The sequence below is a fragment of the Providencia sp. CIM-Carb-044 genome, from assembly GCF_033901115.1.
Classification (GTDB): Bacteria; Pseudomonadota; Gammaproteobacteria; order Enterobacterales; family Enterobacteriaceae; genus Providencia; species Providencia hangzhouensis.
Map to the genome: position 1 here is coordinate 223,279 of NZ_JAXADV010000001.1, position 17,007 is coordinate 240,285.

7 protein-coding genes are annotated in these 17,007 nt (G+C 39.8%); 3 read left to right on the top strand and 4 right to left on the bottom strand.

Going from position 1 to position 17,007, the window contains the following annotated elements:
• The first annotated feature begins 112 nt into the window (after positions 1-112).
• Complete coding sequence (locus tag SJ312_RS00960; RefSeq protein WP_319866717.1) at positions 113-2,140, top strand: anthrax toxin-like adenylyl cyclase domain-containing protein; 2,028 nt, start codon at positions 113-115, stop codon at positions 2,138-2,140.
• Positions 2,133-7,352 (top strand): calcium-binding protein, encoded by a 5,220-nt coding sequence (locus SJ312_RS00965; protein WP_319866718.1) that lies wholly within the window; start codon positions 2,133-2,135, stop codon positions 7,350-7,352. Before SJ312_RS00960 ends, SJ312_RS00965 begins: the two co-directional genes overlap by 8 nt.
• 101 nt (positions 7,353-7,453) lie before the next feature.
• Here the strand turns inward: SJ312_RS00965 and SJ312_RS00970 are convergent, their stop codons facing one another.
• From SJ312_RS00970 to pncB, 4 genes are all read right to left on the bottom strand, one after another.
• Complete coding sequence (locus SJ312_RS00970; RefSeq protein ID WP_110591460.1) at positions 7,454-8,644, bottom strand: amino acid aminotransferase; 1,191 nt, start codon at positions 8,642-8,644, stop codon at positions 7,454-7,456.
• 409 nt (positions 8,645-9,053) lie between these two features.
• Positions 9,054-10,163 (bottom strand): porin, encoded by a 1,110-nt coding sequence (locus SJ312_RS00975; RefSeq protein ID WP_319866720.1) that lies wholly within the window; start codon positions 10,161-10,163, stop codon positions 9,054-9,056.
• A 568-nt stretch (positions 10,164-10,731) separates the two neighbouring features.
• On the bottom strand, positions 10,732-12,132 hold the full coding sequence (asnS, locus tag SJ312_RS00980; RefSeq protein ID WP_319866721.1) for an asparagine--tRNA ligase: 1,401 nt from the start codon (positions 12,130-12,132) through the stop codon (positions 10,732-10,734).
• Positions 12,133-12,621: 489 nt separating this feature from the next.
• Entirely contained in the window at positions 12,622-13,836 is a 1,215-nt protein-coding gene (gene pncB, locus SJ312_RS00985) for a nicotinate phosphoribosyltransferase (protein WP_272672083.1), read from the bottom strand.
• Positions 13,837-14,380: 544 nt separating this feature from the next.
• Between pncB and pepN the strand changes: the two genes are divergently transcribed.
• On the top strand, positions 14,381-16,999 hold the full coding sequence (pepN, locus tag SJ312_RS00990) for an aminopeptidase N (protein WP_319866722.1): 2,619 nt from the start codon (positions 14,381-14,383) through the stop codon (positions 16,997-16,999).
• Positions 17,000-17,007: the final 8 nt, after the last annotated feature.

The window sequence follows — 17,007 nt, forward strand, 5'->3', positions numbered from 1 at the left end:
ACACCTCGAATTTTGCTATTTTCCTATCGAACAAATAATTGCTTGTTTTAATAATAAACAAATAATTAATTGAAATAATTAGTGAATTTGTAATTTTCAGGGAAATAAGAACATGAATGATAAGGATGTTAACGCTATAACTCAAAGTAATGGTAAAACAGGGCGAGATTATTCGAGTATCAATTTACAACTTAAACCGCTGGCAGAAACGAGCCCGCAGGTTAAAACGGGTATTCCAGCTAGCCATCAACGCATTTTTACGAAAATAGCTAGTGAAGAAAATATTATTATTGGTATACGGCCAATAGATGCTAAATCAACGAGTTTAATTGAATCGGGGGAGTACAGTAGTAAGGGATTGGCTATCAAAGGTAAAAGTGCAGATTGGGGGCCTCATAGTGGTTTTATTCCAGTACAACAGGAATTTGCTAAAAAATCAGGCCGAACTAATAGTGATAAACTTAATCGCCAGCTTCAAGAGCTACTTCAATCCGATAAGGCGATTAGTGTCCATTTAGAGCTTAGCACTCAGCGAATAAATGAATTATGTCAATTTAGTGCTATCTCACCATTAGAACTCGCCAATGATGAGGGTTATCATCGTACTACATCCATTGTTGATGATAATGAAAAAGTCTTTTTCCTGAAAAAAAGTGCAGACAGAACATCGGATAACTGGAAAGTTTATCATCTAGAAAATGGAGAACTTACAGAGTTTCTAGTTGTTGGCGATACTAAGACTGGCAAGCCTGTCACGGCAGATTATGATTTATTTAGCATTATATTTCCAATGTCAGATTTAGAGCATTATATCAATGTGAGAGAAATGCCATCTTGGGAAACATGGAAAGCAAGTGTCAATTATGATGAATTATCAGCAAAGGAAAAAAAACTATTTAATAATAAAGCGGAATATGATCGTTATGAGGGGCAGGATAACGGTGTTAGCAATAAGAAAATAAAACAACTCAAAGATAAGATGAACCGCCAGCTAGGCCGTGAAAATGGGTTTGAACTGGTTCACCACGGTGCTGATGATGCCAACCCTGCCAGTGTGATGAGTGAAAATTTTCCGATAACTTTTTTCTTACCTGAAAACTTGAAGGGGAAAAATAAACTTAGAGGGTCAACGGAATCAATTGAGACGTATTTTCCAATGAATTCTAATGGTTCTATTATTATTGATAATGTAGAACAACTATCTAATTTCCAGCAATTATTAATTAATCAGGGGTATCGTGCTCCGTTAAATAAAAAATGGAGTGAAGGTGATAATGGAGAATTATTTGAACCCAAAAGAAAAATATCGGATACCTATTTAAAAGGACTAGCAGAAATTAGTCGAAAGAAAAGCCTTAACGACAATGCTGAAAATAAAGAAAACAAGCAGCAATCTAATGAGAACGTTATGCTAGATACTGACGATGAATTTAAAGATATCCATCTAGATAACAATAAGCGTAAAACTATTCTTGCCGAAGAGCACGGAACAGAAATAAAGAATGCAGATCTCTTTGATAACGCTTTGAATAAAAATAAAAAAATAAACGAACTGGAAATGGTTGAAAATTCACATCATTCTATTATTAATACATTAGAAAAAATAGCACTAAAAGAAATTTCCATTCAAGAAATCAATAAGGTTGAACACACTTATTTATTGAAATATTTTTCTGATGAAAATGGAAATATTGATATTAAAAAATTAAAAATTGCAGTCTTTGACCCGTTAATAAACCGAAAACTAAATGCAGCGTTAAGTCAAAGACTTGAAGTTAATACATTATCACTGAAAGTAATTCTAGAACTAAAAATATCAAGTAGTTATCAACAACATGCGAGTGATATTCAGACATTATTGACCGCGATAAAAAATGACTTATTAATATTAAATCACTTAAGTGAGCGTTCGCAGAAGATATTAATGGAACTATTTTCTGCTGGGGATGGAATAGATAAAGGTAAAATTTTAGAGTTAGTGGCTGATAATCATAAACTCATTTCATTTAACAATAGGTTAAATGAGTTTAGTGAACTAGCTGCAGCCAATTTTATTGGGGAAAATGCGCTTTTAAAAAAACATTCTTTTGCAGATGCACTTAGTCTTTATAAAGATAACCAAGCCCCAGCGATTGGCTAAATTTAACCAACAATTAATTTATGGTAATAAAGTTGAGTTAGTAGATCATGGAGTTATTCGTTCAGGCGCTCAAAGCCGAGAAATGGATCAAACTTTGGGGGGAACATACGCGGTTGAACTGTATTTAGGAGAAGGCCATTCAGCACGAGATTTTATTGAACGTAAAGGGCAAATAGAGCAAGCCACAGTGAAAAATGCATCGACATCAGCAGAAAACTCACTGCTGATAAAGATGGAGCAGTACAGCCAAGATATTAATACTGTACTCCACAAAAATGGGATATCAGTGGCGGACCAATCACTTGGCAGTCTATTTACAACGCTTCGCGAAGTGGATAACGCAATAATCTTCTTAAAGGGGAAATCGGTCACTTATACCGTAACTTATGTACAACGTAATGGCGGTTATAAAATCAGCTTATTTGATCCCCATGGGCTCCAATTTAGTGTAAAAAACAGCTCTTCTCAACAAGCTCAGCAGCAATTCCAACAGCAAATTAAGCATTACTTTAGTGAAAATAACCAACTTTCTGAAGGGGAATTTAGAGTAGACTTTCAGCTTATTGACTTAGACTCAGCTGGCTTTAAAAGCGCATTGTCTTCTTTACGTAGCCAGCGGCAATCAATTATTGAACAAACTGAATTTACGTTACCAAAAAACGGTTGGGTCACTATTAACGGTGAAAAAATTGCCTTTGCCAAATTACAACAATTAGGTGCCACTATTGATGGAAAACCTATTTCTTTAGGTGATATTAATACGGCTGATTTACATAATAAAATTCGTTTTTCCCCAGATAAACTAACAATGTATTTTACGTTGATGGAAGGAGGGAAAGAAGATCTCTCTTTCATTAAAGTGTTCCATGAGCAATTAAAATCAGCGGATATCCACCAATTAGTCGATCATCAAGCTAACTTTGCTGAGTCGGGAGTGCTAAAAAAACAGTTTAAATATTTAGCGGATAGTATTGATGTTCAGAAAAATAGCATCCCATCCCCAGTCTTACTTAAGACTCGTCAAGCAGGTAAGAGACTTCCTCAATTTCAACGTTTGGCAAATCGTTCTGGGCAAGCAATGGGGGCAGCCGGAGCTACTCAAAGTTTGATTAGTGCTTATGCAATTTTGGATAAACTAGATAACCCCGATATTAGTGATGAGGAAATTAAAGAGTTAGAAAAACAGTTTTATTTACTTGCTGCGTCAGCCTTGTTTAATTACGGCGATATGATAGTGCAACCGATGCTATTAAATATTGCATCCAGTAAGGGAGCAACTTCGTTGGTCCGTGCGAGAATTGCAACGGGGACGGTGGTAATTTTCAATTTGGTAGGGATGGGAATTGATGTTTACCAAGCCTACGACAGCTTATCTAAATTAGACAGTGTCACAGACCCGAAACAACGCCAAGATCTTATCGTAAATGCATCTTTCTCTATTGCTAGTGCTGTGATCAATGGGGTCACTGTTATTGGCATCTTAGTGGGCTCTTCCGTTATCCCCGTCGCTGGGTTAGTTATTGGAGGTATACTGCTGGTTGGGGGCTGGGCTTATAGCGGTGTTCGTGCGGTTCAAAACATCAAAGAAGTTATTGATATTGATTGGGATCGTGAATTAGAGGAGGGGATCCGCGGCGCTTTGAGTTTAGAGCCAACTATACGTAGCCAGCAAGAAATGAATATACAACATTATATTAATGCGTTTAAAGAGCAAGATTGGAATATGGATCTCGCTTTATTTGAAAGTCATATTGTACAGGCGGGGTTTTCTCATCACCTCAGTGTCATTGAAAAGCCGACCTATGAAAATGAGTCTCGATATTATTTAGTTGATAACTATGATAATTATTTCTACGGTAAGCTGGGAAATCTATATATAGGGGTGGGAAATACGACGGTACGTTTTTTACGCAAAGGGGCACCCTCGTTTACTGCTGATGAAGTTAAATTTATTTTACAAAATAAAATTGTCAGAACGACGGCGTGGTTTAAAAATTTAAAACATCTTTATGAAAAGATAGGATGGTCTATTCACCATGACTTTCATCTGCAAGCAAAAGAGAAAGAGATATTTGACCTTAGAAATACGGGTAGCATAGCGACTCATGAGCGTTACTCTTTAAATTCTACCTATAAGAACTCGTTATTAGATGAATTTAAAGTACGGCACCAAATTTTAGATAATGAGTTATCACTACCTCTTCAAGACCAGTTAATAAATTCTAAGCCGGAACAAATTAGTTTTTATTCGAAAAAAACGGAATTTGGTGTATTAGGGCAACAAATGCTAAGGGAAAATGAACGTGTTTTCAGTGAACATTTAGTGAATAACAGCCAACGGACAGCGTTATATATTGAAAATTCCACTAGTGGAGGAACTAGCTGGAATACAGCTAATGGTAATGACGTTGTAATTGGTAAAAAAACACAGAAAAATGCCTTTCAAGTACTATCTGGTGAGAAGTATTTTGCAGGGGGAGATAAAAACGATCTATTTTTTATCCGAGATAGCAGTTTAGCATCGTTAACTTCACGAGAAGGAAAAACGCCGACTAAGTACCTAGATGGCCAAGACGGGCAGGATACAATCATTATTGATAACCTACCAGATAGCCACCGTGTCTATGTAAATTTAAACAAAAATACGGTGCTTTATCAGCGGGAGCGAAATCACTCTTTTATTCCAGTTGCCCATTTGCAAAGTATGGAAAATGTGATGATAAGAGGGAATAGCGATGATCATTTACGGGGAAATGATACGGTGAATATATTGGATGGTGGGTTAGGAAAAGACATCGTAGAAGGAAAAGGGGGAGATGATAAACTTATTTTAACTCAAGGTATTGCAGCTGGTGGTGACGGTAATGATAGTTATCATATTCGCCGTTATGAGTGGCTTGACCATGCTGACGATTTGTACCTAACAGAGCGCTATTTTGATAGAAAAGAAAAATCAGTTAAAACGCGAAAATACCTAAACCCTATTTATACACAAAGTAACCATAAGTTTCAGGCGAAAGTGGTTATTAAAGAACCTAATTACCAACAAAGCAAAGTCGCTATAGAGTATTTTATAGATGAAATAAGGCAAGTTCAGTTAGACGGCAACAACTTGGTTTTAACAATCAAACAACCCAAAAATAGTATTGATGGTCACTTTTTTCAAAATGTGGAAAGTGAGGTCATTATTGTCCTCGAAAATGTGCAAGATGCGGATTCGAAGGTGCCACATCATGTCTATCGATTACAAACCCTTGATGGTTGGATGATGACAACGGTAATAGATGAAAAATATCCTAACAAGTATTTTAGTTTAAGCTATATACAAGAAGGGGATCAATTATCATCTATAGACGGAAAATCTGTCAAAATAGATGAGTCAATGGGTACCATAACGATAAACCAATCACGTCATTATAAGGAGCCTAATTGGGGATGGTTTACGCCCATAGGCCGTGCTGAACACTTAACCTACCGTGGAAATAGTCAAAATAATATATTACCCCTAATAAAATTAGGTAGTTATATTGAAGTTAGCCATGGAATCGATACCTACCAAATTGTACAAAGTAAAGAGGAATATGGTGAGGTTGAGTTTGATTTTTCTAAAGTCAATGACAGTTTTACGGATAAGGACAGCCTGTGCCTATTGCTGCCTACCGAAAATGGTTATTCGCTGAATATGGACGATGGGCAGCTATACCGTTTAGATAAATTCGGGCAAAAACAATTGACTATTAAGTTTACGAATGTAGGCAATAAGCTCTCCGATGTTGTTTTACTTCAAGACAAGCATAGCAATTTATTTAAAGTCAACTTACAGGAAAACCGCTTAACACCAGTAACCCCAGTTAATGAAAGTAGCGCAGATGATGATCAAATTATAATGCCAATGGGCTATCGAACCGAAAAACATGTCATTGATGCTCAAAATGGTGATGACACTATTATCAATAAAGGCTTAGAAAGCTATGTCCTGTTGGGAGGGGATGGTGATGATAATATTAAAGCCAGCGGTGGTAATAATCTATTATATGGTGGTTCTGGGGACAACTTTATTAGTGGTGGCTCTGGGGATGATTTGCTGTTATCCAGTCAAGGGAACGATACGTTAATGGGCGGGGCAGGTGATGACCACTATTTAATTGATGGTCGTCAGGCAGGTGCCATTTATATTGAAGACCAGATTGGCAATAACCATATTCATTTAGTCAATTTTAAACGTCAACCAATTGAAGAAAGTGACTCAATATACCAATTTTATGCTTCACCAGCCGGTAAACTGGTAAAAATTAAGGCTTCTAACGATGATGGTGAGGGGAGCTTCAATATTCACCACTATGAGCGGCTGGACGAAAAATTTAACTCCTCCACGAGCCACGGGATGACTCCGCTCGTTAATTATCTCTCTGAAAAACTCCATAAAGCCAAACAGTCAGGGGAGTTCACCACTTGGAAACCCGTTGATGAGCTTGCAAGCACATTAAATGGCGTGGTAGTTGATGGTGTAGCAAGGCCTTTAAACCTAACGTTGAGAGATGATGGGATTCTATTACAGCAGGATAGCCCTAGAAATAATTGGCTTATTGATACTTTAGCTGGCAATGATAGCGTCATGGATATGAGTGAATATGGGCGTATCATCAAAGGAGATAGTGGTCACGATAAGCTGATAACTTATGGTGGTGAAAATGTGCTATATGGTGGGCAAGGTGATGATATTTTATGGGCGCAAGGCATGCATCAAGATGTGCTCATCTCTTTAGATGGAAAAGACCAATTAGCAGCAGCTCAAGGGGACGACCTCTATATTGTCAGCGGTCACGGTAAAGGCGATGTGAAGATCACTGATTCTGAGGGGCGCAATCAGGTGGTTCTAATTGATTTTGATACTGAAGAAGTCAGTTATAAACAATTGTCAGCTAAGGTTACCGAAACAATATATCGCTCAAAGAGTGGCAGGCAAGTGACGCTATCTCATAATAACCATATAGGGTCAATGAATAGTGTCATGCAGGTGCGTCATCTCAATAGTTACCAGCTGTTATCAGAACAACATATAGAGCAAACCATCGACCGTTTGGTTCAGTTACTTGTTGAGGAACGCATTGATTATGAAAGCAATCTCGACCTTAGTATAAATAACAGTAATTATAGAAAGAACTGGGGGGCGGTACAAATAACTGAGCGCTTCCTTAGCCACCTTAAATAGTTATTTATAAAAATAGCCAGTCAGTAATGGGACTGACTGGCATGATATTAAAGGTGCTGTTTTATTATTTTCAAAGGTTAAGCGTTAACACATTTGAATGATTACAGCACTTTAACGATGGCATCACATAATGGAACCATGTTCTCTAATGTTAAGCCTGCCACGTTAATACGGCCAGAGCTTACGGCATAGATACCAAATTCGCTACGTAGACGCTCTACCTGCTCTTTTGTTAGGCCACTGAAGGAGAACATACCGTTTTGGTTGATAATGAAGCTAAAGTCCTGTTTAGCGCCTTTTTCTTCCAATGTTTTCACTAACAGTTGGCGCATGCGTTTAATACGCTCACGCATTGCGGTTAACTCTTGGATCCACTCAGCTTTTAATACGTCATCAGAAAGGATGGTTGTTACCACTGCAGCACCGTGCGCTGGTGGGTTTGAGTAGTTTGCGCGAATAACCGCTTTCGCTTGGCTAAATGCACGCTCGGCGTTATCGCTGTCTTTGGCTATGATGGTACAAGCACCAACACGCTCATTGTATAAACCGAAGTTTTTAGAGAACGAGCTCGCAACAATCATTTCAGGGTTGTTTTTGGTGAAAATACGCAGGCCTTCGGCATCTTCATCTAAGCCTTTTGCGAAACCTTGGTAAGCAAAGTCAAAAACCGGCAATAAACCTTTTTCCGCACATAATGCCGCCAGCTTTGTCCATTGCTCAGAAGTTGGGTCAATACCCGTTGGGTTATGGCAGCAACCGTGTAGAACAATTACATCGCCAGCAACAGCGGATGACAGGCTGTTAAGCATACCGTCGAAATCCATACCGTGGTTGGCTGCATCATAGTAATTGTAGGTCAGCACTTCTAAGCCAGCCGCTTCAAAAATATTTTTGTGATTAGGCCAAGTTGGGTTGCTGATCCAAACGCGTTTTGCATTAGTTTGCTTCGCAATAAAATCAGCTGCGATACGCAGGGCACCAGTACCGCCGGGTGCTTGCGCTGTACGTGCACGTTTTGAGGTGACAATTTCATGTTGTGCACCGAATAACAGTTCTTGTGTTACACGGCCGAACTCTGGCATTCCGCTAATCGCAAGATAGTTTTTGGTGTTTTCGTTATCCAGCAGGAATTTTTCTGCTTTTTTAACGGTATCAAGCACAGGGGTTTTCCCTGATTCGTCTTTATAGACGCCAATACCTAAGTTGATTTTATTATCGCGGGGATCAGCACGGAAACTATCAGCAAGACCTAAGATTGGGTCAGCAGGGGCAGAAGTAATTTTTTCAAACATGTTGTCGATTCCAAAGCTCTGTAGTGGTACCCACACAGTTCCTAAGGTATGAAGGCATAAGTGAGAATGCGGTTGGCTATCCTTGCTTGTAATCTGCCCATACCATACGAAACTCGCGGGTGTAGCTGAAAACGGGTTTAGTCGAACGAGTCGAGTTCTCAGGGTAACGTGATAAAGGCTTTTTGCCAACCGTTTTACCAAAAATCGGCGAGATCTTGTGAACTAGGTAGGAATTGCATGTAATCTAACCATAAATATCTATAAAGACGGTGAATCAGTCTGTCTTACCGATAATTTAGGTGTTTTTAGGGGCGCAGTTTGAGGAGGGGAGAGCGAAATAAAAAAGCAGCGCCGAAGCGCTGCTTACAAAAACATGTTACCGTTTTCTAACTTATCAGTTAACTGATAATTAGAATTGGTAAACTAAACCTAAGCCCAGAACGTTGTCAGTCATCAGACCGTATTCTTTGCTGAAGTCGTTGTCTTTTAACAGGTTGATTTTGTAATCAACAACTGCAGACATGTTTTTGTTGAAGTAGTAGTAAGAACCAACAGAGATATATTTAACGATATCGCCGTTCTCACCGTTTACGTTTTTAGCTTTAGATTGGTTATAACCTAAAGATGGTTTCAGACCGAAGTCGAACAGGTACTGTGCAACTAACTCAACGTTTTCAGTTTTGTTAGCGATAGTATCGTCATTACCGAAGTGAGTAGTGTTCAGTGCTTGACCGTACATCGCTGCTAAGTAAACATTGTTAGCGTCGAATTTACCACCAACGTTCCATACTTGAGCTTTGTTTCCACCAGCATCAGAGAGTTTTTGTGATGGAGTACGAGATGAGTTAGCATAGCTACCACCCAGTGTTACGCCCCAACCTAAGTCATAAGCAGCCGCTAAACCGTAGCCGTCACCGTTATTTTCCCAAGCGTTTTTACCGCCTGATTTGTTGTTATCGCCGTTTTTACCTTGGTATTGCAGGGCAAAGCTTAGGCCATCAACATAACCAAACGCGTTGTTGTTACGGTAAGTTAACAGGTTACGGTTACGGCTAGTCATGAATGTGTCTGACTGATCCATAGTGTCGCCGCCCCATAAAGGCATAACGTCGGTCCATGCGTTCACATCATAGTTAACACCGTAGTTACGGCCGTAGTCGATTGAACCGAAATCAGCGAATTTCAGACCTGCGTATGCTAAACGGTTTTTGTTTTCGTTGTTAGTTTCAGTTTTGTTAGTCTTAGTTTCCCACTCGAAACGACCGAAACCAGTCAGTTGATCAGTGATTTGAGTGTCACCTTTCAGACCTAAACGAACACGTGAATCATCACCGTCTTGGCTTGGCTTAGCTGTGCCATCAGCGAATTTTTTATCTGCAGAAGCAAAGTAGTGACGAACGTCAACTTTACCGTAAACGTCTAATTTGTTGCCGTCTTTGTTGTATACTTCAGCTGCGTTTGCTGCACCAGCAGCTAACAGAGCTGGGATAACCATTGCAAGAATATTGCGTTTCATCATTATTATTACCCTCATTGGTGTTATTCGGACACCTGCCACTGCCAAAAATAATTCGCAAAAAATAATTGGAACTATTTGTGAGAGATTAGTGTCGTCTATGTCGGCGACCAGTGTTCCATTGCTAAATAAAATTATCTACCCTCAAAGTGCTACAAAATCAAAGATTCTGAAACAAATGGTAACTAGATGTTTCAAAATGTAAAAAATAGCTCAATAAACAACCACTCATCGTACCAGTTTAAAAAATATTACAAAAATTAGGGAACTTTTTCAAAAGACAAATTGAGTTTTTTTTGAGCAGTTTAGCGAATGCAAAGCGGTTATTTATCACCAGTAAAAAGAGAATAGTGAGATTAAAAAGCAGATTATTCTTAGCGGTAGCAGATTGCTGGCTGTTTACGGAGAATAATAAGGTGATAACGTAAAAATTGTGACCTGGTTATCATGTGGCTGTAATTTGATGTAACAAGATGAGATAGTTGTATAGTGAAAGTATATTAGGACTGAAAAGTAACGGGCCAACATTAGTTGGCCCGTATATTAAGGTGTTAACATAGAAAAGCAGTTATTAGAACGCTGCATTTCTTGGGGTACGTGGGAATGGAATCACTTCACGTACGTTACCGACACCAGTGACATAAGCCACTAAACGCTCAAAACCAAGGCCGAAACCTGAGTGAGGAACGGTGCCATAACGGCGCAGATCACGATACCACCAGTAATCTTCTTTATTCATACCCATTTCTTCAAGACGGGCATCTAACATATCAAGACGTTCTTCACGCTGTGAGCCACCGATGATTTCGCCAATACCCGGTGCTAATACATCCATCGCAGCAACAGTTTTTCCATCTTCATTGAGGCGCATATAGAAAGCTTTGATGTCTTTCGGGTAGTTTTTCACAACCACAGGGGCTTTAAAGTGTTGCTCAGCAAGGTAACGCTCGTGCTCAGACGACATATCGACACCCCAATAAACTGGGTTTTCGAATTTTTGACCACAAGTTTCTAGGATTTTAATGGCATCCGTGTAATCAACTTGTGCAAAGTCTGAGTTAACAAAGCTTTCTAAGCGGTTGATAACGTCTTTATCAACACGTTGTGCAAAGAATTCTAAGTCATCACGGCGTTCTTCAAGAGCGGCTTTGAAGGCGAATTTCAGCATTTTTTCTGCAAGGCCTGCGACATCATCTAAAGAAGCAAATGCCACTTCAGGTTCGACCATCCAGAATTCAGCTAAGTGACGGCTAGTATTTGAGTTTTCAGCACGGAAGGTTGGGCCGAAAGTGTAAACTTTGCTAATTGCTGTTGCATAGGCTTCACCGTTCAGTTGGCCTGAAACGGTTAAGAAAGCTTCGCGACCAAAGAAATCTTCGCGGAAATCGACTTCACCTTTGTCATCACGTGGCAGGTTATTGTAATCCAATGTAGAAACACGGAACATTTCCCCCGCGCCTTCGGTGTCTGAGGCAGTGATCACTGGAGTTGAAACCCAGAAGTAGCCTTGCTCATCAAAGAAACGGTGGATAGCTTGCGCTAAAGTGTGACGCACACGTGCAACGGCACCAATTAAGTTAGTACGTGGGCGCAAGTGTGCGGCTTCACGTAAAAACTCAACACTATGACGCTTCGCTGCCATTGGGTAGGTGTCAGGGTCTTCAACCCAACCAACAACTTTTACAGCAGTGGCTTCAAGTTCAAATGATTGACCTTGCCCTGGGGATTCTTTTACGGTACCCGTAACTTCAACAGAACAACCCGTTGTTAGGTGCAGGACTTCGTCATTATAATTCGGTAAATTATTATTAATGATAGCCTGTAACGGATTAAAGCAAGAACCGTCATAAACGGCGAGGAAAGAAAAACCAGCATTTGAATCTCTCCTTGTACGTACCCAGCCTTGAACGGTGACTTCTGTGCCTACCGCCACTCGGCCTTGCAGTACGTCGACTACAGGCGCTACTATCATATAATTCACTCTCTTCATATTTAACGATATCTACTTCGACTATCTCAATCCGTCATACTTCGAGCCGTAGATGCGTTGACTTCACAAACCGACCCTAGTCACATACTTATGTATGCTCCTAGGGCTCACTTTGTTTGCCGCCTTCCTACAACTCGAATTATTTAGGATGTAATTCAAATTGTTTTAAATCCATTCGACCGCTTATATCTATGAATATTATTCAAAAAATGTCATCGGTTTATGGCGATTAAAATAGTTAAAGTAGGGATATTAACGAAATCCCATTTTTCAGGGGCCAAAGCTCTATGTTACTTGCCATTTATTAGGAAACAAGTAAAAAATCGCGATAAAACATTTCTGTTGAAGCGAAGCGTGGTTATTGAGCTTAAAAGCTATAGTAATAGTAAGTGAATAAAAGAAAAAGGGGTTTTGAAGCTCTGGGCAAGAAAAGTGCAAATTCTTACTCAGAGCTAGGGAAAAGAGACTTAATTAGCTGGCTTTTTCCATTTTAGGGAGGTCGAACGCTTTTCTGAGTTGATTGACGAACTCATCATCTTCACAAATGGTTTTTCCTGGGCTATCTGAGAGCTTAGCGACAGGCTTACCATTGCACTCTACCAATTTGATCACAATATTTAGCGGCGTAACATTGGGAATATTGCAGGTTAGACGAGTGCCGATACCAAAAACAAGGTTAATTCGTTGGTGGAAATAACGATATAATTCAAGTGCTTTTTGTAAGTCTAAGCTGTCAGAGAACACCAGTGTTTTGCTCATAGGGTCGATACCCAATTTTTGGTAATGAGCAATGGCTTTTTCGCCCCATTCGATCGGGTCCCCTGAATCATGACGCAACCCTTGGTAGCGGTTAGCAAAGTTAGCATCAAAATCACGCAAAAAGGCATCCATGGTGATACAGTCAGTTAATGCGACACCTAAGTGATTAGGGTATTCATCTAGCCAGCTCTGCAATGCCTCGCGTTGGCTATTTGCCAATTCAGGGCTGATTTGCTGGTGGGCTTGGAACCACTCATGGGCTTGTGTGCCAACAGGGGCTAGGTCTAACTCGTGAGCAAGTTTGTAATTGCTCGTCCCCACAAGATAAGGAAACTCTTGTTTAAGCATTGAAACAATGGCGGATTGCACATCGTAGGAGAAACGGCGGCGTGTCCCGAAGTCCATTAGCTTAAAGTTAGACAAATCAAGTTGGTGCTCATCAGCTTGTTGATAAAAAACATTTAACAGCTTTTTAAGTTGCTGAACTGCATCATCAGGATGAATGTTTGGGTGCCTATCTTTTTGGATGATTTCACTGACCAATGCAAGGAGTGGTACCTCCCACATGATCACTTCACGCCAAGGCCCACTAATGCGAATAGCCAATTGGCCTTCGTCGGTGGTACTGACAACGACTTGTTCAGGGTTAAAGCGGAATGATTTTAACCACGTAAGATAGTCTTCTTGGAAGAAAGGTAAGCGGCGGAGAAAATTCAGTTCATTATCAGAAAGTGATAAGTTAGCCATCAACTGAATTTGTTGCCTGATTTCATTGGCGTAAGCACCTAAGATCTCACTGCTACGACAGCGGAACTCAGCGACAACCGGTACCTGGTGGTAACGGTGGAAAACGGCCTGCTGCATATGAAGCTTGTAAGCATCGGTATCAAGCAGTGATGTAATAATTGGTGTAGCGTCTAAATTCATGGCACGCAGACATCCTCGCGGAGCTTATCTTTACCACTAATGCTATTCATTTTTACTCTTGTTTCCCTTGAAACCTGTTTGATTTTTCAAAAAGTCACAATGAGATAAAAGCAGCAATAGTCGTTAGCTAAATCGTTAAAGTTGCAAAAGTATACCCACTTTAGCAAAAGATAGAAGTGTTATTCTACCTCTTGGTTTCAAGGAGCACGGCAACCTAAATTCGCGCATTGCTTTTTTGTATTACTATAAAATCAAATAAATACGTTTTATTCGTATTATGTTCCATAGAAATAGACAAAAAGCATTAATCACGAAAAGATACTAACACGCTATAAAATATTTAATAGTACTATAGCACCAACAAACAAACGAATTTTTAACAAAGTTAAGCAGGGTGTGACATACAAAGCTAACATTGCCATAAAAATAGATAACATTTTTTGATGAAAATGTTTCTCAAATCCATTCACATTATTGTGGCTTATAGTATTGTATAAGTAATAAAGCAGTACGATATTGAAAATAACGAATTAAAAGGTTACTTATGACCCAGCTAAGACAAGCGAAATATCGTCAGGATTATCAAGCACCTGATTACACAATTACAGAAATTGACCTCGATTTTAATCTTGACCCAGTGAAGACAGTCGTTACCGCAATAAGCAAGGTAAAACGCCTTAACTCTCAGTCATCAACACTTGAACTCAATGGTGAAGATTTATCACTAGTCAGTATTGAAGTCGATGGCAAAGCGTGGAAAAACTATAAAGAATCTGAAGGTAAATTGATTATTGAATCATTACCTGAATCTTTTACACTGCGGATTGTGAATGAAATTAGCCCTGAAAAAAATACAGCGTTAGAAGGGCTATATGTTTCAGGTGAGGCGTTATGCACACAATGTGAAGCGGAAGGTTTTCGCCATATTACCTATTACCAAGACCGACCAGATGTGTTGGCTCGCTATACCACCACAATTACAGCGGATAAATCACGTTATCCTTATTTATTATCAAATGGTAACCGTATCGCAGAAGGTGAGTTAGAAGACGGCCGCCATTGGGTGAAATGGGAGGACCCATTCCCAAAACCAAGTTATTTATTTGCCTTAGTCGCAGGCGATTTTGATGTTTTAAAAGACACCTTTGTGACTCGTAGTGGCCGTGAAGTTGCGTTAGAACTTTTTGTTGATAAAGGTAATTTAGACCGTGCACCATGGGCAATGCAGTCCCTTAAAAATGCCATGAAATGGGATGAAGAACGCTTTGGTTTAGAGTATGACCTTGATATCTATATGATTGTTGCCGTTGATTTCTTCAACATGGGAGCCATGGAAAATAAAGGTTTGAATGTCTTTAACTCTAAATATGTTTTAGCTAAAAGTGAGACAGCGACGGATAAAGACTATCTGAATATCGAATCTGTGATTGGTCACGAATACTTCCATAACTGGACTGGTAACCGTATCACTTGCCGTGACTGGTTCCAATTGAGCTTAAAAGAAGGGTTAACTGTTTTCCGCGATCAAGAATTTAGCTCTGATTTAGGCTCTCGCTCTGTTAACCGTATCAACAATGTTAAAGTGATGCGTTCAGCCCAGTTTGCTGAAGATGCAAGCCCAATGGCGCACCCGATCCGCCCTGACAAAGTCATTGAAATGAACAATTTCTATACTTTAACAGTGTATGAAAAAGGGTCTGAAGTCATTCGCATGATCCATACGCTGCTCGGTGAGGAAATGTTCCAAGCGGGAATACAACTTTATGTTCATCGCCATGATGGCAGTGCGGCAACCTGTGACGATTTTGTGCAGGCGATGGAAGATGCGTCAAATGTTGATTTATCACTATTTCGTCGTTGGTATAGCCAATCAGGGACGCCAGTTTTAACTGTGCGTGATGAATATTCACCAGAAAAACAGCAATATATGCTACATGTTAGCCAAATGACGCCAGCTACAGCGGATCAAGCTGAAAAGCTGCCATTACATATCCCATTGGATATTGAGCTCTATGATGAGCAAGGTGGAATTATTACGCTAAAACGTGATGGTAGTGTGGTAAATTCAGTGCTAAACATTACGCAAGAAACTCAAACGTTTGTTTTTGATGAGGTGACAAGTCGCCCAGTTCCCTCCTTATTGCGTGAGTTTTCAGCCCCTGTAAAATTAGATTACAACTACACAGATGAGCAATTAGCTTTCTTGATGCAGCATGCAAGCAATGAATTTGCTCGTTGGGATGCTGCTCAGCAACTCATTAATAATTATGTAAAAATTAACGTGGCTCACTATCAAAATGGCGAGACTTTAGTTTTACCTGAGCCTGTGGTTGATGCTTTTCGCGGTGTATTATTAAGTGATTCGATTGACCCTGCGTTAGTCGCCTTGATCTTAACGTTGCCTTCCGAAAATGAACTTGCAGAATTATTTACGGTTATTGACCCGGTAGCGATCCACGAAGTGGTGAATTTTATCCATCATCATTTAGCAGTAGAAATGCATGATGAGCTTCTCACCGTTTATCGCTCCATTAATATTGATGGCTATCGTGTTGATCACCAAGATATTGCTAAACGTTCATTGCGTAATATTTGCCTGCAATACTTAGCGGCGGGTGATGATAGCGAACTGGCGAATAAATTAGTGCTGGAACAATACCAATCTGCCGATAATATGACTGATTCATTGGCCGCATTGACAGCCGCTAATGAATCACAGTTAGCTTGTAAAGAACAGTTAATGGCAGACTTTGATGAGCGTTGGCACCATGACGGGTTAGTCATGGATAAGTGGTTTACATTGCAAGGGGCAAACCCTGCAAAAGAAGCGCTTGCCAATGTACGTGCATTATTGAATCACCGCTCATTTAGCATGAGTAACCCTAACCGTGTTCGCTCACTTGTCGGTGCTTTTACAGCAGGGAATCCCGTTAATTTCCATGCGAAAGATAGCAGTGGTTACCAATTCCTGTATGAAATTTTAGTCGATCTGAATACACGTAACCCGCAAGTGGCTTCGAGGCTGATCGAGCCGTTGATCCGTTTAAAACGTTATGATGAACAGCGCCAAGCACAGATGCGCAAAGTGCTTGAGCAATTAAAAGCGCTCGATAACCTTTCTGGTGATCTATTTGAAAAAATTACCAAAGCGTTAGAAAGCTGATTTATATA

Coding starts and splice junctions, on each gene's coding strand:
- asnS (WP_319866721.1), bottom strand. CDS start 12,132: ATGATAGTAGCGCCTGTAGTCGACGTACTGCAAGGCCGAGTGGCGGTA.
- pncB (WP_272672083.1), bottom strand. CDS start 13,836: ATGAATTTAGACGCTACACCAATTATTACATCACTGCTTGATACCGAT.
- pepN (WP_319866722.1), top strand. CDS start 14,381: ATGACCCAGCTAAGACAAGCGAAATATCGTCAGGATTATCAAGCACCT.
- SJ312_RS00975 (WP_319866720.1), bottom strand. CDS start 10,163: ATGATGAAACGCAATATTCTTGCAATGGTTATCCCAGCTCTGTTAGCT.
- SJ312_RS00960 (WP_319866717.1), top strand. CDS start 113: ATGAATGATAAGGATGTTAACGCTATAACTCAAAGTAATGGTAAAACA.
- SJ312_RS00970 (WP_110591460.1), bottom strand. CDS start 8,644: ATGTTTGAAAAAATTACTTCTGCCCCTGCTGACCCAATCTTAGGTCTT.